The sequence below is a fragment of the Pseudomonas putida genome (assembly GCF_001941965.1).
GTDB lineage: Bacteria > Pseudomonadota > Gammaproteobacteria > Pseudomonadales > Pseudomonadaceae > Aquipseudomonas > Aquipseudomonas putida_L.
This window is the reverse complement of record NZ_MKZO01000047.1, coordinates 95,755-116,382: the sequence shown is the minus strand read 5'-3', so window position 1 is coordinate 116,382 and position 20,628 is coordinate 95,755. Positions and strand designations below refer to the sequence as shown.

General features: G+C 64.3%; 17 protein-coding genes. 6 read left to right on the top strand and 11 right to left on the bottom strand.

Annotation, left to right across the window (positions count from 1 at the left end):
• Positions 1-13: 13 nt before the first annotated feature.
• Both PSEMO_RS23900 and PSEMO_RS23895 read right to left on the bottom strand, forming a co-directional pair.
• On the bottom strand, positions 14-409 hold the full coding sequence (locus PSEMO_RS23900) for a g-type lysozyme inhibitor (RefSeq protein ID WP_075805414.1): 396 nt from the start codon (positions 407-409) through the stop codon (positions 14-16).
• Positions 410-473: 64 nt separating this feature from the next.
• Positions 474-782, bottom strand: a complete 309-nt coding sequence (locus tag PSEMO_RS23895; RefSeq protein WP_075805413.1) for a DUF2834 domain-containing protein — start codon at positions 780-782, stop codon at positions 474-476.
• A gap of 109 nt (positions 783-891) precedes the next feature.
• On the opposite strand from PSEMO_RS23895, the gene PSEMO_RS23890 reads away from it, so the two are divergent.
• From PSEMO_RS23890 to PSEMO_RS23880, 3 genes are all read left to right on the top strand, one after another.
• Positions 892-1,701, top strand: coding sequence for a helix-turn-helix domain-containing protein (locus tag PSEMO_RS23890; RefSeq protein WP_075805608.1), 810 nt, complete (start codon positions 892-894; stop codon positions 1,699-1,701).
• Positions 1,702-1,819: 118 nt separating this feature from the next.
• Positions 1,820-2,116 (top strand): DUF6555 family protein, encoded by a 297-nt coding sequence (locus tag PSEMO_RS23885; RefSeq protein ID WP_075805412.1) that lies wholly within the window; start codon positions 1,820-1,822, stop codon positions 2,114-2,116.
• Between the two features lie 18 nt (positions 2,117-2,134).
• On the top strand, positions 2,135-2,362 hold the full coding sequence (locus PSEMO_RS23880) for a hypothetical protein (RefSeq protein WP_075805607.1): 228 nt from the start codon (positions 2,135-2,137) through the stop codon (positions 2,360-2,362).
• 56 nt (positions 2,363-2,418) lie between these two features.
• On the opposite strand, the gene PSEMO_RS23875 is transcribed toward PSEMO_RS23880, so the two are convergent.
• Together PSEMO_RS23875 and PSEMO_RS23870 are read right to left on the bottom strand one after the other, a co-directional pair.
• On the bottom strand, positions 2,419-2,724 hold the full coding sequence (locus PSEMO_RS23875; RefSeq protein ID WP_075805411.1) for a hypothetical protein: 306 nt from the start codon (positions 2,722-2,724) through the stop codon (positions 2,419-2,421).
• Between the two features lie 462 nt (positions 2,725-3,186).
• A complete protein-coding gene (locus tag PSEMO_RS23870; RefSeq protein WP_075805410.1) occupies positions 3,187-4,905 on the bottom strand; it encodes a SulP family inorganic anion transporter in 1,719 nt (572 codons plus the stop codon).
• 369 nt (positions 4,906-5,274) lie between these two features.
• Here PSEMO_RS23870 and PSEMO_RS23865 point away from each other — a divergent pair, with 369 nt between their 5' ends.
• On the top strand, positions 5,275-7,329 hold the full coding sequence (locus tag PSEMO_RS23865) for an ATP-binding protein (protein ID WP_372239141.1): 2,055 nt from the start codon (positions 5,275-5,277) through the stop codon (positions 7,327-7,329).
• 102 nt (positions 7,330-7,431) lie between these two features.
• Here the strand turns inward: PSEMO_RS23865 and yfcF are convergent, their stop codons facing one another.
• The 7 genes from yfcF to PSEMO_RS23830 form a co-directional block, all read right to left on the bottom strand.
• Positions 7,432-8,058 (bottom strand): glutathione transferase, encoded by a 627-nt coding sequence (yfcF, locus tag PSEMO_RS23860; protein ID WP_075805408.1) that lies wholly within the window; start codon positions 8,056-8,058, stop codon positions 7,432-7,434.
• A 191-nt stretch (positions 8,059-8,249) separates the two neighbouring features.
• On the bottom strand, positions 8,250-11,234 hold the full coding sequence (locus PSEMO_RS23855) for an autotransporter outer membrane beta-barrel domain-containing protein (protein WP_075805407.1): 2,985 nt from the start codon (positions 11,232-11,234) through the stop codon (positions 8,250-8,252).
• Between the two features lie 205 nt (positions 11,235-11,439).
• A complete protein-coding gene (locus PSEMO_RS23850; protein WP_075805406.1) occupies positions 11,440-13,047 on the bottom strand; it encodes a GMC family oxidoreductase in 1,608 nt (535 codons plus the stop codon).
• A 54-nt stretch (positions 13,048-13,101) separates the two neighbouring features.
• Positions 13,102-14,319 (bottom strand): mandelate racemase/muconate lactonizing enzyme family protein, encoded by a 1,218-nt coding sequence (locus tag PSEMO_RS23845; protein WP_075805405.1) that lies wholly within the window; start codon positions 14,317-14,319, stop codon positions 13,102-13,104.
• 1 nt (position 14,320) lies between these two features.
• Positions 14,321-15,631, bottom strand: a complete 1,311-nt coding sequence (locus PSEMO_RS23840) for an MFS transporter (protein WP_075805404.1) — start codon at positions 15,629-15,631, stop codon at positions 14,321-14,323.
• A gap of 108 nt (positions 15,632-15,739) precedes the next feature.
• Entirely contained in the window at positions 15,740-17,164 is a 1,425-nt protein-coding gene (locus PSEMO_RS23835) for an aldehyde dehydrogenase family protein (RefSeq protein WP_075805403.1), read from the bottom strand.
• A gap of 177 nt (positions 17,165-17,341) precedes the next feature.
• On the bottom strand, positions 17,342-18,274 hold the full coding sequence (locus PSEMO_RS23830) for a LysR substrate-binding domain-containing protein (protein ID WP_075805402.1): 933 nt from the start codon (positions 18,272-18,274) through the stop codon (positions 17,342-17,344).
• 193 nt (positions 18,275-18,467) lie between these two features.
• Here PSEMO_RS23830 and PSEMO_RS23825 point away from each other — a divergent pair, with 193 nt between their 5' ends.
• Positions 18,468-19,646: a hypothetical protein gene (locus tag PSEMO_RS23825; protein ID WP_075805401.1), complete on the top strand. Its 1,179-nt coding sequence runs from the start codon at positions 18,468-18,470 to the stop codon at positions 19,644-19,646.
• Positions 19,647-19,674: 28 nt separating this feature from the next.
• Positions 19,675-20,547 (top strand): LysR substrate-binding domain-containing protein, encoded by an 873-nt coding sequence (locus PSEMO_RS23820; RefSeq protein WP_075805400.1) that lies wholly within the window; start codon positions 19,675-19,677, stop codon positions 20,545-20,547.
• The last annotated feature ends 81 nt before the right edge of the window (positions 20,548-20,628 follow it).

Sequence of the window (20,628 nt, the reverse complement as noted above, 5' to 3'; positions counted from 1 at the left end):
GTCGACATATCGATCACTTCACCCTGAACTCGATGCTGTACTCGACCTTCTCCCCCCGCCGCGCCGAGGCCCGCATCTGGTACACCTCGATCCGGTACTCCCCCGAGTCCGGCAACACCGCACTCCAGTCACTGCCGACACTCCCGCCACCCAGGGCCGTCGACGCCCCGGGCGCGAAGACATTGAAGTTGGCATTGCGACTGCCCTGGATCCGCACCGTCATGCTCTGCCCGGCCTTGGCGCCGAGGGTGTAGCGGACGCTGTCATAACCACTGAAGCGCCCCTTGAGTTCCGCACTCGACGCCCCCTTGGCGAAGTGCACCGGCACCTGGGTCACGGTGTCCTTGGCCTGCACCGAACCATTGACACCGCACGCAAGGAAGAGGGAGAACAGAAGTGCTGATTTCATGCTGAAAACTCCAATAAGGCCAATGCCGCTCACAGCGTAGAAGCCTGTCCACACCACCGCCAGGCTAACCCTCCCAACGCAACCCCCGCACTGCGATATACAACAACGGCCCCAACGACACGAACACCGCCGTCAGCACCAGCCAGGGCACGGCACTCCACCGGCTGCCACCGCGCAAGCGCACATCCCTGACCATCCACGCCCCGGCCAGCCCCGCCATCAGGTACAGATCGATCACCACCTGCGCAGTATCCGGCCGCGACAGCAGCTGCATGCCGAACGCCAGCAACGATTGCTCGGCGATCGCCATGGTCCAGGTGGTGTACAGCGCAAGCACGATGAACAGGGCGAGCGCCCCGATACGAACAGCCATCTCCAGCCCTCCTGATTGGGAATGCCGTCAATGTAGTGATAGGGTGAGCCGTCCCTCAATGACCTCCCAGGTCATGGACGCCCCGCACAAGGACCGTCACCGTCGCGCCATGAGCCCACGCCCTTTCCATACTCTGAGCCCGGCCACCCATGCCGGTCAGCATCTGCGCCAGTTGCGCCGGCAAGCCGGGCTGAGCCAGCTTGGCTTGTCCCTGGCCTGCGGCATTTCCCAGCGTCACCTCAGTTGCATCGAGACCGGCCGTGCCAAGGCCGGGCCCGGCACCTTGCATGCCCTGCTGTCGGCGCTGGATGTGCCGCTGGAGCAGTGCAACGAGGTCTTTCTCGCTGCCGGTTATGCGCCGCGCTACCAGGCCTCGGCCCTGGACACCCCGGCGCTGGAGATGATCCACCGTGCCATCGAGCATCTGCTTCGCGCCCAGGACCCGGCCCCGGCGATAGCCCTCGATAGCGACTGGAACATCATCGCCACCAACGCCGGCGCCATGCGCCTGGTGGCAATGACCGGCGAGCCGGTGGCCGATACGCAAGGCCTCAACCTGCTGGAGACCCTGCTACGCCCCGGTGGCCTTGGCGACCATCTGGTCAATGCAGCACAGATCCGTGCGCTCACCTGGCAGCGGGCGAACCGCGAAGCCCTGGGCAATCCCGGCCTCGCCCGGCGCCTGCAGGATCTGCCGACACCCGAAGCCCTGCCGCAGGACGACGAGCCTTCGCCATTGATCCTGACCCGCGTGCGCACGGCGGATGGCGAGCTGACATTCCTTTCCACCTTCACCACCTTCGGCATGCCCCTGGACATCAGCGTGGCGTCGCTGCGCATTGAACACCTGATCCCGGCGGACGAGCAGACCTGGGCAGCAATGCGCAGCCAAGTTGCCTTGCCAACCGTCTCATGTTGATCCACGTCAATATGTAAAGAATGTAAATAAACTACGACATTTTCCATTCATTCAATTGAATTGAATTTTTCCGAGTGGCAACTCTCCATTCATCCGGTATCTGATGAAGGAGATCGCCATGAAGGGACCCCAACTCTATGTAATCGACTATGAACTGCGCGGCGAACATCGCACTTTCATCATCAGGCTGGAACGCATGGATAACGCCGAGGCCTGGCATTGGGCAAGTTGCGATGCAGGAATAGGCATCATTCCACGCTTCGGCCAGCAGAAGGTCAAGAAAGTCAGCAAGCCGATGGCGGAGCGCTACGGCCTCGAAAACGTGCGCTGGCGACTGGCGGGCGACGGACCGGCCTTCCAGCCGCCACCCGCGGATCCGAAGCAGTCTTCCGATGCCAGCCAGATAGCGGATTGAAACGAGAGGGTGGAAACCATGAGGTTCCAGATCGAATATTCACTCAAGGGTGTACAGCGGACCTGGTGCTGCGAGACGCCGAGGAATGCCCTGTCGTTGGACGATGCGGTGGTGGCCCTGCTGCGCCTGCATCTACCGTTCAACCAGGTGATCACTCCGCGTAGCCTCGGCCAGTTATCGAAGGAGAAGCACCTGCGGGCGGTACAGGAACTGGGGATATCCGATATCCGCATCATAGGCCCTTGAAATCATGGCGTATTGAGCGCTGCAAGGAGAGTCCTGCGGCAGGCCAGGCTCTCCACTCACCCTTTCATTCCGACATTCACACCCCTGCCGTCGCGGACCAGCCGCGATGCCTGGCGCCTGGCTTGCACGACGCCCAGGGCCAGGGCCTTGGACATGGATTCTCCAGGCCGTGAATCGAAAGCCTCCTCGTGCAGGGCCCGACCATCGTCAGCGTAGAGGCCAATGAACAACTGTGTGCTGCCAGTCCGCGATAGCCTGACCTGCACATCGATACTGCTGCCATCGGCGAGTATTTCATCGTAGGAGCGGTGGTGCAGGCTGGCGTCTGCCCATGACCAGAATACTTCTCCGCGAATTCTCATCGCTGCTCTCCGGAAACGTTTAGTCAGACGACACCTTAGTCCCTCTTCCTGTCAGCCTGGAAAGTTATCGCGCAAATATTCTCCGATTCTGACCGGTGGAAATAAAGTTATACCCGAGCGCACGATCTGTACAACTTTACGGAGAAAGCTATACACCTATTACAACCCTCAACTATTGGAAGTGAATAGCAACCAAACAAAACACACGCGAGCGCAGACACTGTCCGGACTGTAGAACCAGGCGTCCATCAACTAACCTCCCCACACTCGCCAACCACACCGACTCATTGCTCGCGTTCATCGTCGCACTCCTCGCTCTGTGCGGTGAAGTCCGCTCGCCAGGCGCGGGTTCAACTGCATGACGCCGAGTGTCGCTCGCGGTTTTCCTGGAACCAATCCAGGCACCGGTGCGTCAACCGCAAAATTGAAGGCAAGATCGCGGTGGTCCCGCAGCTAGAGTGATCAAGGCGTCCAGTCGACCTGGTGTTGCTCCAGATACACATCCACCGCCGCCCCCACCGTTGGCTGGAACACCCCCCGGCCAATCCGCGCCAGCACCTCCAGCCGCTCCAGCTTGTCCTTGACCGGGTCCTTCACCTCGGCAAAACGCAACTCAACCCCCTGCCCACGCAGGATCTGCTCCAGTTCGATCAACATGTCCGCCGAGGTCACGTCCACGCTGGTCACCGGCTCCGCCGCGATCACGATCCGCCGCACCTTGTCCGGCGCCTTTGCCACCGCCTCCAGCACGCAGTTCTGGAACAGCTCGGCATTGGCGAAGAACAGCGGCGCATCCCAGCGGAACAACACCAGCCCCGGCACCCGGCGGGCATCGGGGTAGCGGCTGATATCGTGATAGCCGCGAATCCCCGCCACCCGCCCGAGCACCGCGTAATGCGGGCGCCAGCCGTCCCAGAGAAACTCGATGACTGCTATCACCACCGCCAGCCCGATCCCCGGAACCGCCCCGAGCACCACCACGCCGACGAAGCAGGTCATCGACAACCAGAACTCCCACTGCTGGATGCGGTAGATGCGCCGCAGGTCCTTGAACTCGAACAGGCCGATGGCCGCGGCGATGACCACGGCGGCCAGGGCGCTGCTGGGCAGGTGCCGGAGCAGATCGGGACCGAACAGCAGCAACAGTGCCACCCCCAGTGCGCCGAACACCCCGGCCAGTTGGGTCCGGGCGCCCGCCGCCTCGGCCACCGGGGTGCGCGACGAACTGCTGCTGACCGGAATGCCCTGGAACAGCCCGGTAGCGAGGTTGGCCATGCCCAGGCCGATCATTTCCTGGTTGGCATCCACCGGGGTCCGGGTTTTCGCCGCATAGGTCCGCGACAGTACGCTGGTATCGGCGAACGACACCAAGGCCACGGCAAAACCGCCGACCAGCACGGCCTGGATGTCGACGGCATCGATCAGCGGAAAGACGAAAGCCGGCAAGCCCTGGGGCAACGAACCGGTGACCTTGACCCCATGCCCGGCCTCCAGGTCGAACACCCACGCAGCGAGCGTGGCAAGCACCACCGCGATCAGGATCCCCGGCACCCGCTCGAAGCGTTTGAGCAACAGGATGATCGCCAGGCTGCCGGCGCCGATGGCCAGGGCATAGCCGTTGGCCTTGCCCTCGAACAGGGCCTGGAACAGGTGCCAGATGTCCTGCCCCGGGCCTTCGCTGTCGAGGCTGATACCGAACAGCTTCGGCGTCTGGCTGATCAGCACGGTCAGGGCGATGCCGTTCATGTAGCCGTAGCGGATCGGCTTGGACAGCAACTCGGTGATAAAACCCAGGCGCAGCACCCCGGCGCCCAGGCAGACCAGCCCGGAGACCAGAGCCATGGCGCTGGCCAGGGTGATTGCCTTGAGCGGATCGCCTGCTGACAAAGGCAGCACCACGGCCAGGATGATCGCCACCAGCGCCGAGTCCGGACCGAGCACCAGGATCCGGCTGGGACCGAACAGCGCGTAGGCCAGCAGCGGTACGATGGTCGCGTACAGACCGTAGATGCCCGGCACCCCGGAGGCCTGGGCATAGGCGATACCCACCGGCACCAGCATGGCGGTCAGGACCAGGCCGGCCAACAGGTCCCTGGGCAACCAGGCCGGCACATAGCCCCGCAACAACTGCAAGCCTGGCAGCCAGCGACGCCAGTCACGGGGAGGGAACGAATTAGACATGGACACTTCCTTGGCAATGGGCCTGACGCCTGTGAATCTAGCAAGGATCGCCGTCTGCGCGAGCGGTCGCGGTCAATGCTCAGTGCACTGAGCAATATTCATTTGCCAGTACGCCTGTGCTAGAACATCCGTGCAGCCGGCAGGCTAAGGTTTCTCCAGGTCGAGGCGGAACGTATCGACAGGCCCGCCACTCCAAACCGGCTGCCCCTGGCAACAACGAACGAAAAGAACCTGCGGTGGAACAGCATGAAGCACCTGACCCGTGAAGCGCTGGAGGCGGAAGTCCTGCGTTTGCGCCTGACCCTGGAGATGGCGGGCCTCGACCCCGAGCCGCCGTCAGCCCATTACCAGCCTCTTGAAACCACCGCCATGCACAGCGCCAGGGTCGCCCTGCGCAAGAGCGAAGAGCGTTTCCGCACCATCCTCGAAACCGTCGAGTCGGCCTTTGCCATCGTCAAGGTCAAGTTCGACGCCGCCGACCGCCCCATCGACTACCAGTTCGTCGAAGCCAACCCGGCCTTCGAGCGCCAGGCCGGGGTCGATCTGCGCGGCAAATGGGTCACCGAGTTCGCCCCGGACCTGGAGGACTTCTGGTTCCAGACCTATGGCCACGTGGCGAAAACCGGGGAGCCGGCGACCTTCGAGAACTACGCCGAGGCGTTCAAGCGCTGGTTCGATGTGCGCGCGGTGAAGATCGGCGAGCCGGACGAGCGCCTGATCGCGATCATCTTCAGCGACGTCACCGAACGTCGCAACGCCGAGGAACGCCTGCGCCTGAGCGAGGCCGTGGCCCGACAGAACATCGAAAGGGTCCAGCTGGCCCTGGCCGCCGGCGCGATCATCGGGACCTGGCACTGGGACCTGGGCAACGGCCAGTTCACCATCGACGACGCCTTCGCCCGCGCCTGCGGACTGGACCCGGCCTGGGGCACCGAGGGCCTGACCCTGGAGCAGGTGCTGCAGTCGGTGCACCCGGACGACCGCAACGGCCTGACCGAGGCCATCGGCGCGGTGATCGCCAGCGGCAAGCCCTATGCCCATCAATACCGGGTGCGGCGCAGCGATGGCTGCTGGTACTGGATCGAAGCCAATGGCCGGGTCGATCGTGACGAAGGCGGCACTCCCACCAGCCTGCCGGGGGTGGTGATCGACGTCGAGGAACGGCGCTCGGTCGAAGCCGAGCGCGACCGCGCCATCGCGGCCTTGCGCAGCCTCAATGAAACCCTGGAGCAGCGGGTCGCCGCCCGGACCCTGGAACTGATGCAGGCGGAAGAAAAGCTGCGCCAGTCGCAGAAGATGGAAGCGGTCGGCCAGCTCACCGGCGGCATCGCCCATGACTTCAACAACCTGCTGGCCGGGGTGTCCGGCGCCCTGGAAATGATGGCCGCGCGCATCGCCCAGGGCCGTATCCAGGAGCTGGACAAATACCTGGAGACCGCACAGGGTGCGGTCAAGCGCGCCGCCGCCCTGACCCATCGCCTGCTCGCCTTTTCCCGGCGCCAGACCCTCGACCCGCGGCCCACGGACGTCAACCGCCTGATGCAGGGCATGGGCGAGCTGATCCAGCGCACCGTGGGCCCCGGCATCGCCGTCGACACTCTGGCCGCCCCCGGGTTATGGCCAACCCTGGTGGATGCCAGCCAACTGGAAAACGCCTTGCTCAACCTGTGCATCAATGCCCGCGATGCCATGCCCGATGGCGGGCGTATCCGCATCGAAACCGCCAATATCAGCCTGGATGCCGACGGCGCCCGGGCCCAGGAGATCAGCGAAGGCGAGTATGTACTGCTAACGGTGGCCGACAGCGGCATCGGCATGACCCCGGACATCCTCGCCAAGGCCTTCGATCCTTTCTTCACCACCAAGCCGATCGGCCAGGGCACCGGGCTGGGCTTGTCGATGATCTACGGCTTCGCCAAGCAGTCCGGTGGCCAGGTGCGCATCAGCTCGGAATCGAGCGGCGGCACCACGGTGCAGATCCTGCTGCCGCGTTATCACGGCGCGCTCGATGAGGACAGCCGCGCCGACGATGCCAGCACCGTGATACCCAGCGAGTCAGGGGAAACCATTCTGATCGTCGACGACGAGCCCAGCGTGCGCATGCTGCTGATGGATGCGCTCGGCGACCTCGACTACAGCCTGATCGAGGCCGGCGACAGCCTGTCGGGGCTCAAGGTGTTGCGCTCGGACGTGCACATCGACCTGCTGATTACCGATGTCGGTCTGCCCGGCGGCATGAATGGCCGGCAGATGGCCGATGCCGGGCGGGTGGTCAGGCCGGACCTGAAGGTGCTGTTCATTACCGGCTATGCCGAGACCGCCGCGATCGGCGAAGGCCAACTGGAGCCGGGGATGCAGGTGCTGACCAAGCCGTTCGCCCTGGAGGCACTGGCGGAGCGGGTGCGGGAGATGATCAGGTCTTGAGGGCCTCATCGCCGGCAACGCCGGCTCCCACAAAGTCCGCGTACACCGCTAACCCAGTGGGAGCTGGCGTTGCCAGCGATGAGGCCAGTAGCAGCAGCGCAGTTACAAAGCCGGCCGCACCTTCTCGACCCACTCCCGCACCGAAGCCCGCTGCCACTGCCGCGCCGCGTAGTCCTGCAAGCGCTGCGGCACCTTGTCACCATTGAGGACCAGTCGATTGAGCATCACCGCCAGGTCCACATCGGCAATCGACCACTCCCCGCACAGGTACTGCGCCCCTTCCGGCAACAACGTCTCCACCGCTGCGATCAGCTTGGCGGCGGCCACCCGCCCCGCCGCCGACAGCGGGCCGTTCTTCACGCCATAGAACACCACCACGGTGGAGCGCTCCTCACGGATCGGCATCAGGTCGCTGCGTACCCAGGCCTGGACCTGCCGGGCACGGGCCCGTTGGGCCGGGTCGCGGGGATAGACCGGATGCTGCGGATACAGGTCTTCCAGATATTCGGTAATGGCCGAGGATTCGGACAGGGCGAAACCCTCGTGGATCAGGGTCGGTACCCGTTGAGTAAGAGAGAGGCGGCTGTAGTCGCCAGACTGGTTCTGCCCCTGGTCGAGATCGACCAGCACGGTTTCGAACTCCAGGCCCTTTTCCCGCAGGGTCACGTAGACCGACATGGCGTAGGGGCTGGCATAGCGGGCATCGACGAACAGGCGGAACTGACTCATGGCGCGATCTCCTTGGTTGAGGCGATCACGCTATGAGGTTTTCAGGGGGAAATACAATTCAAGGTTTTCATGGGCGTATTCCACGGGGGAATAGGATGTCGCCTGGACGATCATCGCTGGCAAGCCAGCTCCCACAGGGTCTGTGTGGGAGCTGGCTTGCCAGCGATGAGGCCCTCAGCAGCAACTCAGGATCAGAACTTCATCTGCCACTGTCCCACGAGTGCATGGTTACGGCTGTTGCTGCCCAGTTCGCCGTTGTAGCCAAGCCCCACCGACTGGGTCGCACTCACCCCCAATTCCAGCCCCGCCTCGACCACCAGGCTGTCGCGGTCCAGCGCGCTGCCCTCGACACTGAAGGCATCGCCCCCGGCAATGAACGCCTGGCGGGTGCGGGTATCGACATCGCCATACACATGGCGCCAGCCCAGGCTCGCCCGCGGGGTCAGGCTCATGCCGTTGTCGAGCATGCCAAGGTGGGCCAGGCGCACGCCGAAGGTGCTGCTGACGTTGTCCTGGGTATCGCTGTCCACCGCCAGGGCCGCGTCACCACCCTTCTCGCGGTAACCATCGCGGTGATAACGCTGGTAGCCCAGGTTGGCGAACGGCTCGGCACTCAGGCGGCCGCTGCCCATGGCATAACCCAGCTCGGCAAAGGCCTGCTGGCTGTCGGCGTCGTAGTCGCCCTTGAGGCGCTCGTCGAAGCTGCCGAACGCCACATCACGCTTGCTGTCGCCCTTGTGCGCGCTGTAGGCCGCCCCCAGACGCAAGGCCAGCGGGCCGCTCTGGCGCATGGCGTAGACACCGGCGTGCCAGCTGTTGACCTTGCCATCCAGGCCGGTGGCGTCGAGACGGGTGCTCGAATAGCCGCCCAGCACACCGAGACGCCAGTCGCTGCCGGCGGCCCAGTCCAGGCCCAGCACACCACCGCCGGTACGCTGCTCCAGCTCGCTGCCGCCATGGCTGCCATCGACCTTGCCGTAGCTGCCCAGGGCCTGCACCCACAGGCGACTGCGGGCGTTCGGATCGTTGAGGTTGCGTAGGCCCTGGGGCACACCAGTGGCCGCCAGCATCGGGGTGTCCTGCTCATTCATGCCGACCAGCAGACCGGCATTGCTGCCCATGGACTGCATGGCACCGAGCATGGTGCTGCCGACCTGCGCGCTGCCGCTCAAGGTCGCCGCAGCGAGGTTGGCGGTGTTGCTGCCGGAAAGCTGCTCGATGGCGCTGCTGGCCGTACCGGTCGAGGTGTTCAGCAAGGCGCTGTACAAGCGGCTGTTGCTGCCCAGGCTGCCCAGGGAGCGGGCAGCGGCGGCACCGTTGCCGGTCTGGGTGTACTGCTCGAAGGCCACGTCGTTGCGGGTGTAGGTCAGGCCCACCGAGGTGGCGCTGTAGCTCAGGGTCGGGGTGAGGAAGGCGTAGTCGCTGGTGACCTTGCCGAAGGTGCCGTCCACGGCGCCGGCCGTCAGCACGGTGTATTGGCTCTTCCACGGGTATTCCCCCGAGGATGGCGCGACATTCAGGGTGGCGCCGTTCAGATGTGCGGTGCCGGTAACGCTGATCGGCGCGCTGCTGCCATCGGCGTTGACGCCGTAGACCAGGCTCGAACCGCTGCCAAAGCTCAGGTCGCCATTGACCTTGGCCACGCCCAGCCCGGTATTGGTCAACATGCTGCCGTTGACCGTCAGGCCGCCCACCGAACCGCCACCGGCATACACGCCGCCCTGGTCCACGGTCATGGCGCCGAGGATGCTGCCCTGGTTGACCAGGGTCGCGCCGGAGGTGACCGTGCCGCCCTGGCTGAAATCGTTGGTGCTGCTCAGGGTCCAGCTACCGCCGCTGACCACCAGCTTCTCGAAGTTGGCACTGTTGCCGAAGCTGCCGGTGCCATCGAGGGTCAGGGTGTCGATTCCGTCGCCGCCGTCCACCAGGCCCTTGAAGCGGCCCCCGGTGTTGACGATCAGTGTGTCGTTGCCGGCGCCCATGCTCAGGGCCAGGCCGTTGCCGCCGCTGATCAGGCCGCTGTTGATCACCGTGTCATCGTACGGGCCGATCAGCTTGATGCCGAAACCGCCGTGGCCTTCGATCAGGCCGGCGTTGGTGATCCGGGTGCTTTCCACGCCCGGGCCTTCGGCACCGTCATCGACCAGGATGCCGTTATCGGTGCTGCGGATGATGCCGGTGCTGGTGTTGACGATGGTCCCGCCGCCCATGGCGATGCCTTCGCTGCCGTTGGGCCGGCCGCCGCTGTCGACACCCTTGGCGCCCAGGCCCTGGATGGTGCCTTCGTTGTAGATATGGCCGACGTTGTCGATATCCACGCCATCGCCGTCGCCGTTGATCTTGCCGTCGGCGATGGCCCCGGTGATCACCCCGCCGGCGTAGTTGAACACCGTGCCGGAGCCATCCGAACCGAAGCCCGAGCCGTTGCGCCCGGTCACGCTGCCGTAGTTGTAGAGGGTCGCGTCGGTCTTCAGGTCGATGCCGTGGCGGTCGGCCGTGACGGTACCGTAGTTGTACACGGTGACCCCGGTGGAGGTGCCGATCTTGATGCCGTCGAACTTCTGGTCCTTGCCGTCCTTGTCCTGGGGCGCGGTGTCGGTGGTGATCAGGCCGCGGTTGATCACCGTGGCGTTGGAACCGGTCTTGATCGCGTCGTTGCCCACCGCATGGATCACCCCGGTGGCTTCGTTGGTAATGGTGGTGGTGAACTTGACGTTGTTCAGGGTTTCCAGGTCGATGGCCTGGCCGTCGCCGATGGACTCGATGGTCCCGGCGTTGGTGATCTTCAGGGTGCCGCCGGCGGTGGGGTTGGTCTGGAAGCGCAGGCCGTCGTTGGCGCCCTGGATCAGCGCCCCGGCGCGGTTGTTGATCACGTAGGCACTGACATCCTCGCCCTCGTCCTTGGTATCGATACCGCGGTCCTTGGTGGAGCGGATGATCCCGGCGTTGTCCACGGTCATCGTGGTGCCGCTGGTGTGCTTGGGCAGGATCACCCCGTCATCCTTGCTCGAAACGATACTGCCCTTGGCGGAAATGGACAGGTTGTCGCCTTTCTTCAACTCCAGCGTATCGGTGGTGGCGCTGGTGATCGAATAGTCCTTGGCGAACAGGGTTGGAGCGAACGAAGCGCTAGCGAGCGCGACGCAAAGAGCAAGGCGATGCGGGGTGAAAAGCATGGTTGGCGGCCATTGTCGTTATGATAAGGCCGCCTAATATGCTGAGTTGATATTACGGTTTGATTGATTGGATTCGTGAACGCCGCCCCCACCCTGTGGGAGCTGGCTTGCCAGCGATGAGGCCAGCAGGCGCAACCCTGTTGTCTGGTCGGGCCAAATCGCTGGCAAGCCAGCTCCCACAGGGTTTTGTGCAAGCCTCTCCAGATCAGGCATCGGCCAGAATCAGGTCCGCGCCCTTCTCCGCCACCATCAGCACCGCCGCATGGGTATTGCCCGACGTCACATTGGGGAAGATCGACGCATCCACCACCCGCAGCCCGTCCAGGCCATGCACCTTCAAGCGCTTGTCGACCACCGAAACCTGCTCGTCCGCGCCCATCGCACAGGTGCCGCACAGGTGGTAGATCGACCCGCAGTTCTGGCGGAAATACTCGAGCATCTGCTCGTCGCTCTCCACCGCCGGCCCCGGCAGCACTTCGTCCACGGTGATGCCCTTGAGCGCGGGCGCCTGCATGATCCGGCGCATCAGGCGGCTGCCCTGGATCGCTTCCGCCCTGTCCTTCTCGGTACTCAGATAATTAGGGTCGATCAGCGCGGCATCCCGCGGATTACCCGAAGCGATCTCGACATGCCCGCGGCTGGTCGGCCGGCACGGGTTGAAGCACAGCAGGAAACCGGAGTAAGGCTCAGGCTTGAGGCTGGCCTTGTTGTTCTTCGGAATCTGGTACGACAGCGGGTTGAAGTACAGCTGCAGGTTGGGGTTCTGCTCCAGCTCGTCACCGCGGAAGAAACCGCCCGCCTGGTTGACGCTCATCGCCAGCGCGCCCTTGCGCGTCAGCAGGTACTGGATGCCCAGCTTGAGCTGGCCCAGCAGCGAACTCAGCTGGTCATTGAGGGTCGGCACATTGGCCTTGTAGTAGTAGCTGACGCAGAGGTGGTCCTGCAGGTTCTGCCCCACCGCCGGCAGTTGCTTGACCTGGGCGATACCGTGCCGGTCCAGCAGTTCGCGATCGCCGACACCGGACAGTTGCAGGATCTTCGGCGTATCCACGGCACCGGCACAGAGGATCACTTCCTTGCGCGCGGTGAAGGTGCGGTTGACGCCGTTCTGGCTGACCATCACGCCAGTCGCCCGCTGCCCTTCGAACAACACCCGGTCCACCAACGCATGATGCTCGACCTTGAGATTGGCCCGGCCCAGCGCCGGATGCAGGTGGGCGAAGCTGCTGGAGCAGCGCTGGCCATTGCGGGTGTTGACGTCGTAGATCCCGGCGCCTTCGAAGTCCGGCCCGTTGAAATCATCGCTGCGCGGGTAGCCCAGCTCTTCGCAGCCCTTGAGGAAGACATCGCAGATGGCGTGGGTCTGGCCCTTCATCGGGGTGATGCTGATCGGCCCGCTGCCACCGTGGTACTCACTGTCGCCCAGCGGGTGGTTTTCCAGCTTGCGGAAGTACGGCAGCACATCCTTGAAGCCCCAGCCATCGTTGCCGTTGGCGGCCCAATCGTCGAAGTCATGGGCCTGGCCACGCACGTAGATCATCGCGTTGATCGAGCCGGAGCCGCCCTGCACCTTGCCCCGCGGGGCATACAGGGCACGGCCGCCGAGCTGCTGTTGCGGCTGGCTGTAGTACATCCAGTTGAAGGTCGGGTTGTAGTACATCTTGGCGAAGCCGACCGGGATGCGGAACCAGAACGAATCGTCCTTGCCGCCCGCTTCCAGGAGCAGGACCGAATGTTTGCCCGAGGCCGAAAGCCGGTTGGCCAGGACGCAACCGGCAGCGCCTGCGCCGGCGATGATGTAGTCGTAAGTCATGCAAGTTACCGCGTAAGTCGGGAAAACACCGCCCGTTGCCGGGCGGGAACAAGGTCAGCCTTTGGCTGGCGAGTTGTCGCGCACATCCACCGGGTTGGCGGCCATCTGCAGATGCAGGCGCTGGCCGGTGTACGGGCTGTGCTTGCGCACCACGTCCATGTTCAGCTCCACGCCCAGGCCCGGCTCGCTGGACGGGATGATGTAGCCGTCCTCCCATTGCAGCGGCTTCTTCAGTACCTCGGCATGGAAGCCGCCCCAGGTCTCGATGCTTTCCTGGATCAGGAAGTTCGGCGTGCAGGCCGCCAGCTGGAAGCTCGCCGCCGCGCCGACCGGCCCGTTGTAGAGGTGCGGGGCAATCTGCGCGTAATAGACCTCGGCCAGGCTGGCGATCTTCTTCGCTTCCAACAGGCCGCCGCAGCGCGCCACGTTCATCTGCAGGATCGACGCCCCGCCGGCCTGCAGCAGCTTGAAGAACTCGTACTTGGTAGTCAGGCGCTCACCGGTGGCGATCGGGATGCTGGTCTTGCCGGCAACCTGGGCCATAGCGTCTTCCTGCCCTGGCGGAATCGGCTCCTCGAACCACAGCGGATCGTATTTCTCCAGGCGCCTGGCCAAACGAATCGCCGAGGACGGCACCATCTGCCCGTGGGTGCCGAACAGCAAATCGCACTTGTTGCCCACCGCCTCGCGGATCTTGCGGCAGAAGGTTTCGCAGCGGTCCAGCACCTCCAGGGAGATCTGGTGCCCGGAATACGCGGTGTACGGGCCGGCCGGGTCGAACTTGAGGGCGGTGAAGCCCTTGTTCATGTTCTGCACCGCGCATTCGGCGGCCAGGTCCGGGTCGTCGTAGTCGTACTCGCCCTGGCTGTTCAGCGGGTACAGGTAGGTGTAGGAGCGCAGGCGCTCATGGACCTTGCCGCCAAGCAGCTCGTACACCGGCTTGTTCGCCGCCTTGCCGATGATGTCCCAGCAGGCCATTTCCAGGCCGCTGACCACGCCCATCATGGTCAGGTCGGGGCGCTGGGTGAAGCCGCTGGAATAGGCCTGGCGGAAGAAGCGCTCGATATGGTGCGGGTCCTGGTCGAGCAGATAGCGCTCGAACACGTCCTCGATGATCGGCAGCATGGCCTTGGGGCCGAAGGTGGCGGCGTAGATCTCGCCGACGCCTTCGATGCCGCAGGCAGTGCGCAACTTGACGAACAGCCAGTACATGCCGCCGATATGGGGTGGCGGTACGGCGACGATATGGGTTTCGAGAGCGACGATTTTCATCTCAGGCACCAGTGTTCTGAAGGAGTTGCTTGCGTTTGACCCGGCCACGCAATGCCACCGCGGCCAGCGTGCCGACCAGGCCCACGGCGCCGATGTAGCCGAAGTACAGCTGGTAGCCGAGGGCGCCCGGGTAGTGTTCGGTGAGGTAGCCATTGATCAGCGGGATGAAGGTGTCCGGCAGGTAACCCACCACCGAGACGATGCCGATGGCCAGGCCGGTGATGCGCAGCGGGATGGCGCAAGTGTCGAGGATCGCCCAGTACAGCCCGCGAATCGCGTAAGTCATCAGGCCGATGAAGATCACCGTGGCGATCAGCAGGCCGAGGCTGTTCAGGCCCGGGAAGATGATCAGGCCGAAGATGCCCAGGGTCGCCAGCAGCAGCGCGACGATCAGCACCGAGACATTGCTGAACTTGTCACCCAGCCAGCCGCCGCCGATGCCGCCGATGGGGCGCATCCACAGCTTGATGGTGGTGATGGTGCCGGCCATGACCGCGGTCATGCCGCTGCCTTGCAGGTAGTCGGAGAAGCTGTAGGTGGCCCAGAAGATGTGGTAGCCGCAGAACACGATGGCGGTCACCAGCCAGAGCTCGGGGATCTTCACCAGGGTCGCCAGGTCGCTGAGCAGGTTGAACTTGCCCTGCTCCACCGGCCGGGTGTCGTCCATGGATTTCGGGTCTTTCAGCAGCACCAGCACGCAGCCGATGGCGATACAGGTGAAGGAATACAGGTAGACCACATGCCTGAAGCCTTCGGCCACCGATTCGCCGCGGGTTTCCGTGGCCATGGCGAACAGCGCCAGGGCCACGGTGGCCAGCAGCGCCTCGACCAGCCCGCGACCGCCGTCGAGGATGCCGAAGAAGCGGCCCTGTTCGGACTGCCGGGCGATCATCTTCACGCGCTTGAGCACCGAGGCCCAGAAGGTCAGGCCGGTGGTCAGTCCCCAGCAACCGAAGATCACCAGCAGGCCGTCCATGCCCGGTGCGGTGGAGTACCACAGGCCGAGGGCGCCGGTGGCGACCAGCGAGAAGAAGATCAGGAAGCGCGGGGCGATCCGGTCCGCCAGCCAGCCGCTGGGCAGGTAGCTGAGCAGGAAGATGGTGCCGAGCATGGAATACAGGTAGCCCAGCTCGGAATGGTTGATCTGGAACACTTCGAGCATGGTGGTCTGGTAGACCTGGCGCAGGTACAGGATCGGGTAGATCGCCCCGGCGGCGAGGACCAGCAGCATCAACTGGAAATAGCGACTTCCCTTGTCGCTGGCGTCCTCGGCGAGAACGGCAGAATGCGGAGCGGCAGCATGCTTGGACATAAATGGATTCTCTGTTGTTCTTATTAGGGAGCGGCAAGCTGCAAGCCATAAGCGCCAAGTAAAAGCGCGACGCGGACTGCTTGAAACTTGTAGCTTGCCGCTTGCAGCTCAGTACTTCATGACCACCAGTCGGGTCTGGGTGAATTCGAGCATGCCGTGCTTGCCGTCATCGCCGCCCAGGCCCGAGCGTTTCCAGCCCGCGTGGAAGCCCTGGTAAGGGTCGGCCGGGGTGCGGTTGACGTAGAGCTCGCCGGCTTCGATGGCGGCCGCGACCTTCAGGGTGGTGCGGTAGTTCTCGCTGAACAGCACCGAGGACAGGCCGAATTGATGGTCGTTGGCCATCTCCAGGGCCTGGTCGATATCGTGGTAGCTGAGCAAGGCAAGCACCGGACCGAAGGTTTCTTCCTGGACGATCTCCATGTCCTGGCGGCAGTGGCTGAGCAGGGTCGCCGGGTAGAAATGGCCCGGGCCTTCCGGGATGAAACCGCCCGCCTCCAGCACCGCACCGGCACCGACGGCGCGCTCGACCATGGTGTGGATGTTGCGCCGGGAGGCGGCGTTGACCAGCGGGCCCATCAGGCTCGGGTCTTCGGCACGGTCGCCGAAGCGCACGGCAGCGAACCTCTCTTTCAGCAGCGCCAGCAGGCGGTCATGCACGCTCTCATGGGCATAGACCCGCTCCACCGCCGTGCACAACTGGCCGCAATGGGTAGTCTTGGAGGCGACGATGGCGTTGGCGGCCTGTTCCAGGTCGGCATCCGGCTCGACGATCACCGGGGTCTTGCCGCCCAGCTCCAGCGACGGCTTGGCGATGTTTTCCTTGCAGTAGTCGAGAACGATGCGCCCGGCGTTGACACTGCCGGTCAGGGTGATCAGGCCCACCGCCTTGTGGGTGCACAGGCTGGCGGCGGTTGCGTGGTCCATGGTCAGGATATTCAGCACGCCGGCCGGCAGGCCCGCTTGCTGTGCCGCACGGGCGATCTCGAAAGCCGACAGCGGGGTGTTGTTGCTCGGGCGCACCACCACCGTGTTGCCGGCGATCAGCGCCGGGGCGACCTTGCGCAGCAGGGTGTAGACCGGGTAGTTGAACGGGATCAGGCAGGCCACCACACCGATGGCCTCGCGGTGCAGGAACAGGCGTTCGTCCGGGGTATCGCTGGGGATGATCTCGCCTTCGATGCGGCGTGCCCACTCGGCGTGGTAGCGGGTGATCTGCGCGGCGTAGCGGGCTTCATTGCTGGCGTCGACCAAGCTTTTGCCGGACTCGGCGGCCAGGGCTTCGCCAATGGGCACGGCGCGGGCTTCCAGGGCATCGGCGAAGGCGCGCAGGTAGTCGCCGCGTTCGATGCTGGTCAGCTTGCCCCAGGTTTTCTGGGCGGCGGCGGCAGCGTCTACGGCGGCGATGGCCTCGTTGACGGTGGCGGCGGCTACTTCACCGACCTTGGCTTCGGTGGCCGGATCAAACACGGTGATCCGCGCCGTGCCGGCCGGTTCGATAAAGTCGCCCTGAACAAAATTTCGCTCGATTCGCATCGCAGACTGCCCATCGTTGTCACGTTGTTATTGGCGGGCAGTGTTGTGATTTGCGCTGGGGGGGACAAACGATTAATTGGCGGGGGGAACATTCGAAAAAGGCATGTTAGTGAGAGGGAGGGTGCTCTTCAGGGCCTCATCGCTGGCAAGCCAGCGATGAGGCCCTGAAGAGCACCATCACACTGCCGGAGTAGACGGCTCCAGCTGCCGCTGCGCCAACCAGATCTCCTCCTGCAACCACTGATGGAACAGCTGCAACTGCGGCGCATCACGCTGTTCCGGCCGGGTCACCAGCCAGTACGACTGGTGCCCTTCCACATGCACATTGAGCACCTGGGTCAGGCGCCCGCTGGCCAGCTCCGCCGCGACCATATGCCAGTCGGCAATGGTGATCCCCAGCCCATCCACCGCCGCACGGATGGCCAGGTCCAGCAGGTCGAACTCGTAACCACCCTGGGTATCCACGCCACTGATCCGCGCCGCATCCAGCCAGTGCTTCCAGGTCAGGTAGCGCTGGTCTTCCCGGGCCAGCACATGCAGCAAGGTCATGCGGTTGAGGTCGATGCCCTCCTCGTCCTGCTCCCGGGCATACAGCGACGGCGCACACACGGCGATATGCCGCTCCTGGATCAGCAGCGAGCTGTCCAGCCCGTCCCACTCGCCATTGCCGAAACGGATCGCGCAGTCAAGGGTGGCGGTCTCGGCCAGGCTGTCCTGCAACTGCGTGGTGATGCTCAGCTCCAGCTCCGGATGACGCTCGCGCAGGCGCCCCAGGCGCGGCATCAGCCAGCGGCTGGTAAAGGTCGGCGGGGCATTGAGGTGCAGGCGGTTGGCGTGGGTCTTCTGCTGGATGCTGCGCACGGTCATTTCGATCTTGTCGAAGGACTGGTGCAGCGCCCGCAGCAGCACGCGCCCGGCATTGGTCAATTCAAGATGGTGATGGCGGCGCTGCAACAGGTGCTCGCCAAGCTGCTCTTCCAGTTGCCGGACCTGGCGGCTGACCGCGCTCTGGGTGACGTTGAGCAACTCGGCAGCACGGGTGAAGCTGCCGGTGCTGCCGGCCACTTCGAAGGCCTTGAGGGCGTTGAGACCTGGCATCTTGCGTTTCATGGAAGGCGCTCGGCGGGACGGGAAAGGTGTGAAGTATCCCATGCAGCGTAAGACACATCCCACAGGACATTCGGAATATTCCTCGACTAACCTGCGTTTATTGCAGGTTTACCCTGCCATTTAATCGTTTGTCCGACAAAGCCCCGCTGGCAACACTGCGCGCGTCTCACATAACAACAACGAGAGCCGCACCATGCCCTTCAGTTCTTCCCTGCGCTTGCAGTCCGTCTGTCTTGCCGCCCTGTCCAGCCTCGCCGTTCCGGCCTTCGCCGTGCAGGTCACCGACCACCTCGACCTCGGCGGCGCCGTCCGCGCGCGCTGGGACTACGACCCGGACCGGGATATCCAGAAGTTCAACTTCGACACCGCCTTCCTCACCGCCAAATACGACTCCGACAGCTGGATCGGCGCGGCCAAGTACCGTTTCTACGGGCGGGCCTACCCGTACAAGTACACCAACAATGTCGGTGATATCGCCTTCGCCGAAACCGCCTGGGTCGGCTACAGATTCAATCCCGAGCAGCAGGTCCAGGTCGGTCTCAACCAGATCCCCTTCGGCCTGCAGCCCTACTTCGGCAGCACCTTCTTCGAAACCCTGGGCAACGTGATCGGCCTGGAGGACGTCGAGCAGATCGGCGCCAAGTACATCCAGCAGGCCGGCGCCTGGAACGTCCAGGCCGGCTGGTACCTGCGCCCGGCCTGGCAGGGCAAGGGCACCAGCAACGGGCGCACCTACTCGACGGTGGTGTCTTCCGCCGACAGCTATGTCGCCGACGGCAGCGACAACCGCGAGCGCAACACCGCCGTGCTGCGGGTGGCGCGGGCGGTGCAACTGGGCGACTGGAAATCCGAGGTGGGCGTGTCCGGCATGACCTCGACCCTGAAGAACAACGACACCCACGACGATGGCCGGCGCAACGCCGTAGCCGTGCACTACCTGGGCAAGAACGGCCCCTGGGGCGTGCAGTTGATGGCGGCGCGGCAACAGATGTCACCGCGCAACGAAGGCACCGACGAACTGGTCACCTTCGGCGGCTACGACGGCACCTTCAACGTCGCCAGCCGCGGCAATTTCTATGTCGCCGACCTGAGCTACGACGTCGACGGCAAGTACCTGTTCGACCAGGTCAGCGGCATCAAGCTGTACGCCAACTACAGCGCCTTCGACAAGTCGGCCGCGGGCTTCGACACCTCGGAACGGCTGATCCTCGGCTCGTCCTTCTCGGTGAGCAAACTGTGGATCGCCACCGAGTGGCTGTTCGGCAAGAACGATCCCTATATCGGCGGCAGCAACTACACCCAGAGCCTGGGTGCGGGTGGTAGTGACCAGTGGGAAAATCAGGTATACGTCAACATCGGTTATTACTTCTAAAACGTCCCTCTCCTGCGGGGTGGTTTCCATGCGTCAACTGCCCCCGCTCAACATGCTGCGCGTCTTCGAAGAAGTCGCGCGGCACCGCAGTTTCAGCCGCGCCGCCCTTGAGTTGAACGTGACCCAGGGTGCGGTCAGCCGGCAGATCAAGCAGTTGGAAGATCACCTGGGCGTGGCGCTGTTCGTGCGGACTCATCTGGGTTTGACCCTGACCGAGGCCGGCGCGGCGCTGTCGCCGCAACTGGCGGCGGCCTTCGACCAGATCGACCGTGCCCTGCAATCGGTACGCATCCCCAACCTGCGCCAGCGCCTGCGCATCCTCGCCCCGCCCACCTGGGGCACGCGCTGGCTGTCGCCGCAGTTGCGGGATTTCTGCCGGCGCTATCCGGAGATCAGCCTGAGCGTGAGCAACCAGGCCAGCCATGAGCACCTGGCCGAGATCGACTGTCGCATCCGCTTCGGCCTGGGGCCGGCGGAGCACTGGCATAGCGAGTTGCTGGTGATGGAGCGGCATGTGGCGGTAGCCAGTGCCGAGCTGTTCGTCGACGGCCAGGCGCCGGATCTGCGCGCCTGGCCGCTGCTGCATATCCTGCATGACGGCAAGCGCTTGAAGGTCTGGGAAAACTGGCTGGCAGCCATGGGCCGGGATGATGTGGAGACGGCCGGAGGGCTGGAATTCACTACCCTGGACCAGGTAATTCACACCGCGCTGGCCGGCGGTGGGCTGGCGGTGATCGACCGGCAGATGATCGAGCGGGAATTGCGTGAGGGCAGCCTGCTGCCGATTGCCGGGGTGGAGGTGCTGGGGCCTTATGGGTACTGGCTGGATGTGGCGGGGGACAAGCAGGGGTTGTCGAAGGTGGGGTTGTTCACTGACTGGTTGCAAGGGGTCACTGGCTGATTCTTCCGTTGTTATCACCGGCCTCATCGCTGGCAAGCCAGCTCCCACAGGGATCGCGTACCCTGTGGGAGCTGGCTTGCC

Excerpts from the sequence above, each read along its gene's own strand:
- PSEMO_RS23840 (WP_075805404.1), bottom strand. The coding sequence starts at position 15,631 with ATGTCCAAGCATGCTGCCGCTCCGCATTCTGCCGTTCTCGCCGAGGAC.
- PSEMO_RS23845 (WP_075805405.1), bottom strand. The coding sequence starts at position 14,319 with ATGAAAATCGTCGCTCTCGAAACCCATATCGTCGCCGTACCGCCACCC.
- PSEMO_RS23870 (WP_075805410.1), bottom strand. The coding sequence starts at position 4,905 with ATGTCTAATTCGTTCCCTCCCCGTGACTGGCGTCGCTGGCTGCCAGGC.
- PSEMO_RS23885 (WP_075805412.1), top strand. The coding sequence starts at position 1,820 with ATGAAGGGACCCCAACTCTATGTAATCGACTATGAACTGCGCGGCGAA.
- PSEMO_RS23850 (WP_075805406.1), bottom strand. The coding sequence starts at position 13,047 with ATGACTTACGACTACATCATCGCCGGCGCAGGCGCTGCCGGTTGCGTC.
- PSEMO_RS23900 (WP_075805414.1), bottom strand. The coding sequence starts at position 409 with ATGAAATCAGCACTTCTGTTCTCCCTCTTCCTTGCGTGCGGTGTCAAT.
- PSEMO_RS23830 (WP_075805402.1), bottom strand. The coding sequence starts at position 18,274 with ATGAAACGCAAGATGCCAGGTCTCAACGCCCTCAAGGCCTTCGAAGTG.
- PSEMO_RS23825 (WP_075805401.1), top strand. The coding sequence starts at position 18,468 with ATGCCCTTCAGTTCTTCCCTGCGCTTGCAGTCCGTCTGTCTTGCCGCC.
- PSEMO_RS23865 (WP_372239141.1), top strand. The coding sequence starts at position 5,275 with ATGCACAGCGCCAGGGTCGCCCTGCGCAAGAGCGAAGAGCGTTTCCGC.
- PSEMO_RS23835 (WP_075805403.1), bottom strand. The coding sequence starts at position 17,164 with ATGCGAATCGAGCGAAATTTTGTTCAGGGCGACTTTATCGAACCGGCC.
- PSEMO_RS23820 (WP_075805400.1), top strand. The coding sequence starts at position 19,675 with ATGCGTCAACTGCCCCCGCTCAACATGCTGCGCGTCTTCGAAGAAGTC.
- PSEMO_RS23855 (WP_075805407.1), bottom strand. The coding sequence starts at position 11,234 with ATGCTTTTCACCCCGCATCGCCTTGCTCTTTGCGTCGCGCTCGCTAGC.
- yfcF (WP_075805408.1), bottom strand. The coding sequence starts at position 8,058 with ATGAGTCAGTTCCGCCTGTTCGTCGATGCCCGCTATGCCAGCCCCTAC.
- PSEMO_RS23890 (WP_075805608.1), top strand. The coding sequence starts at position 892 with ATGAGCCCACGCCCTTTCCATACTCTGAGCCCGGCCACCCATGCCGGT.
- PSEMO_RS23895 (WP_075805413.1), bottom strand. The coding sequence starts at position 782 with ATGGCTGTTCGTATCGGGGCGCTCGCCCTGTTCATCGTGCTTGCGCTG.
- PSEMO_RS23880 (WP_075805607.1), top strand. The coding sequence starts at position 2,135 with ATGAGGTTCCAGATCGAATATTCACTCAAGGGTGTACAGCGGACCTGG.
- PSEMO_RS23875 (WP_075805411.1), bottom strand. The coding sequence starts at position 2,724 with ATGAGAATTCGCGGAGAAGTATTCTGGTCATGGGCAGACGCCAGCCTG.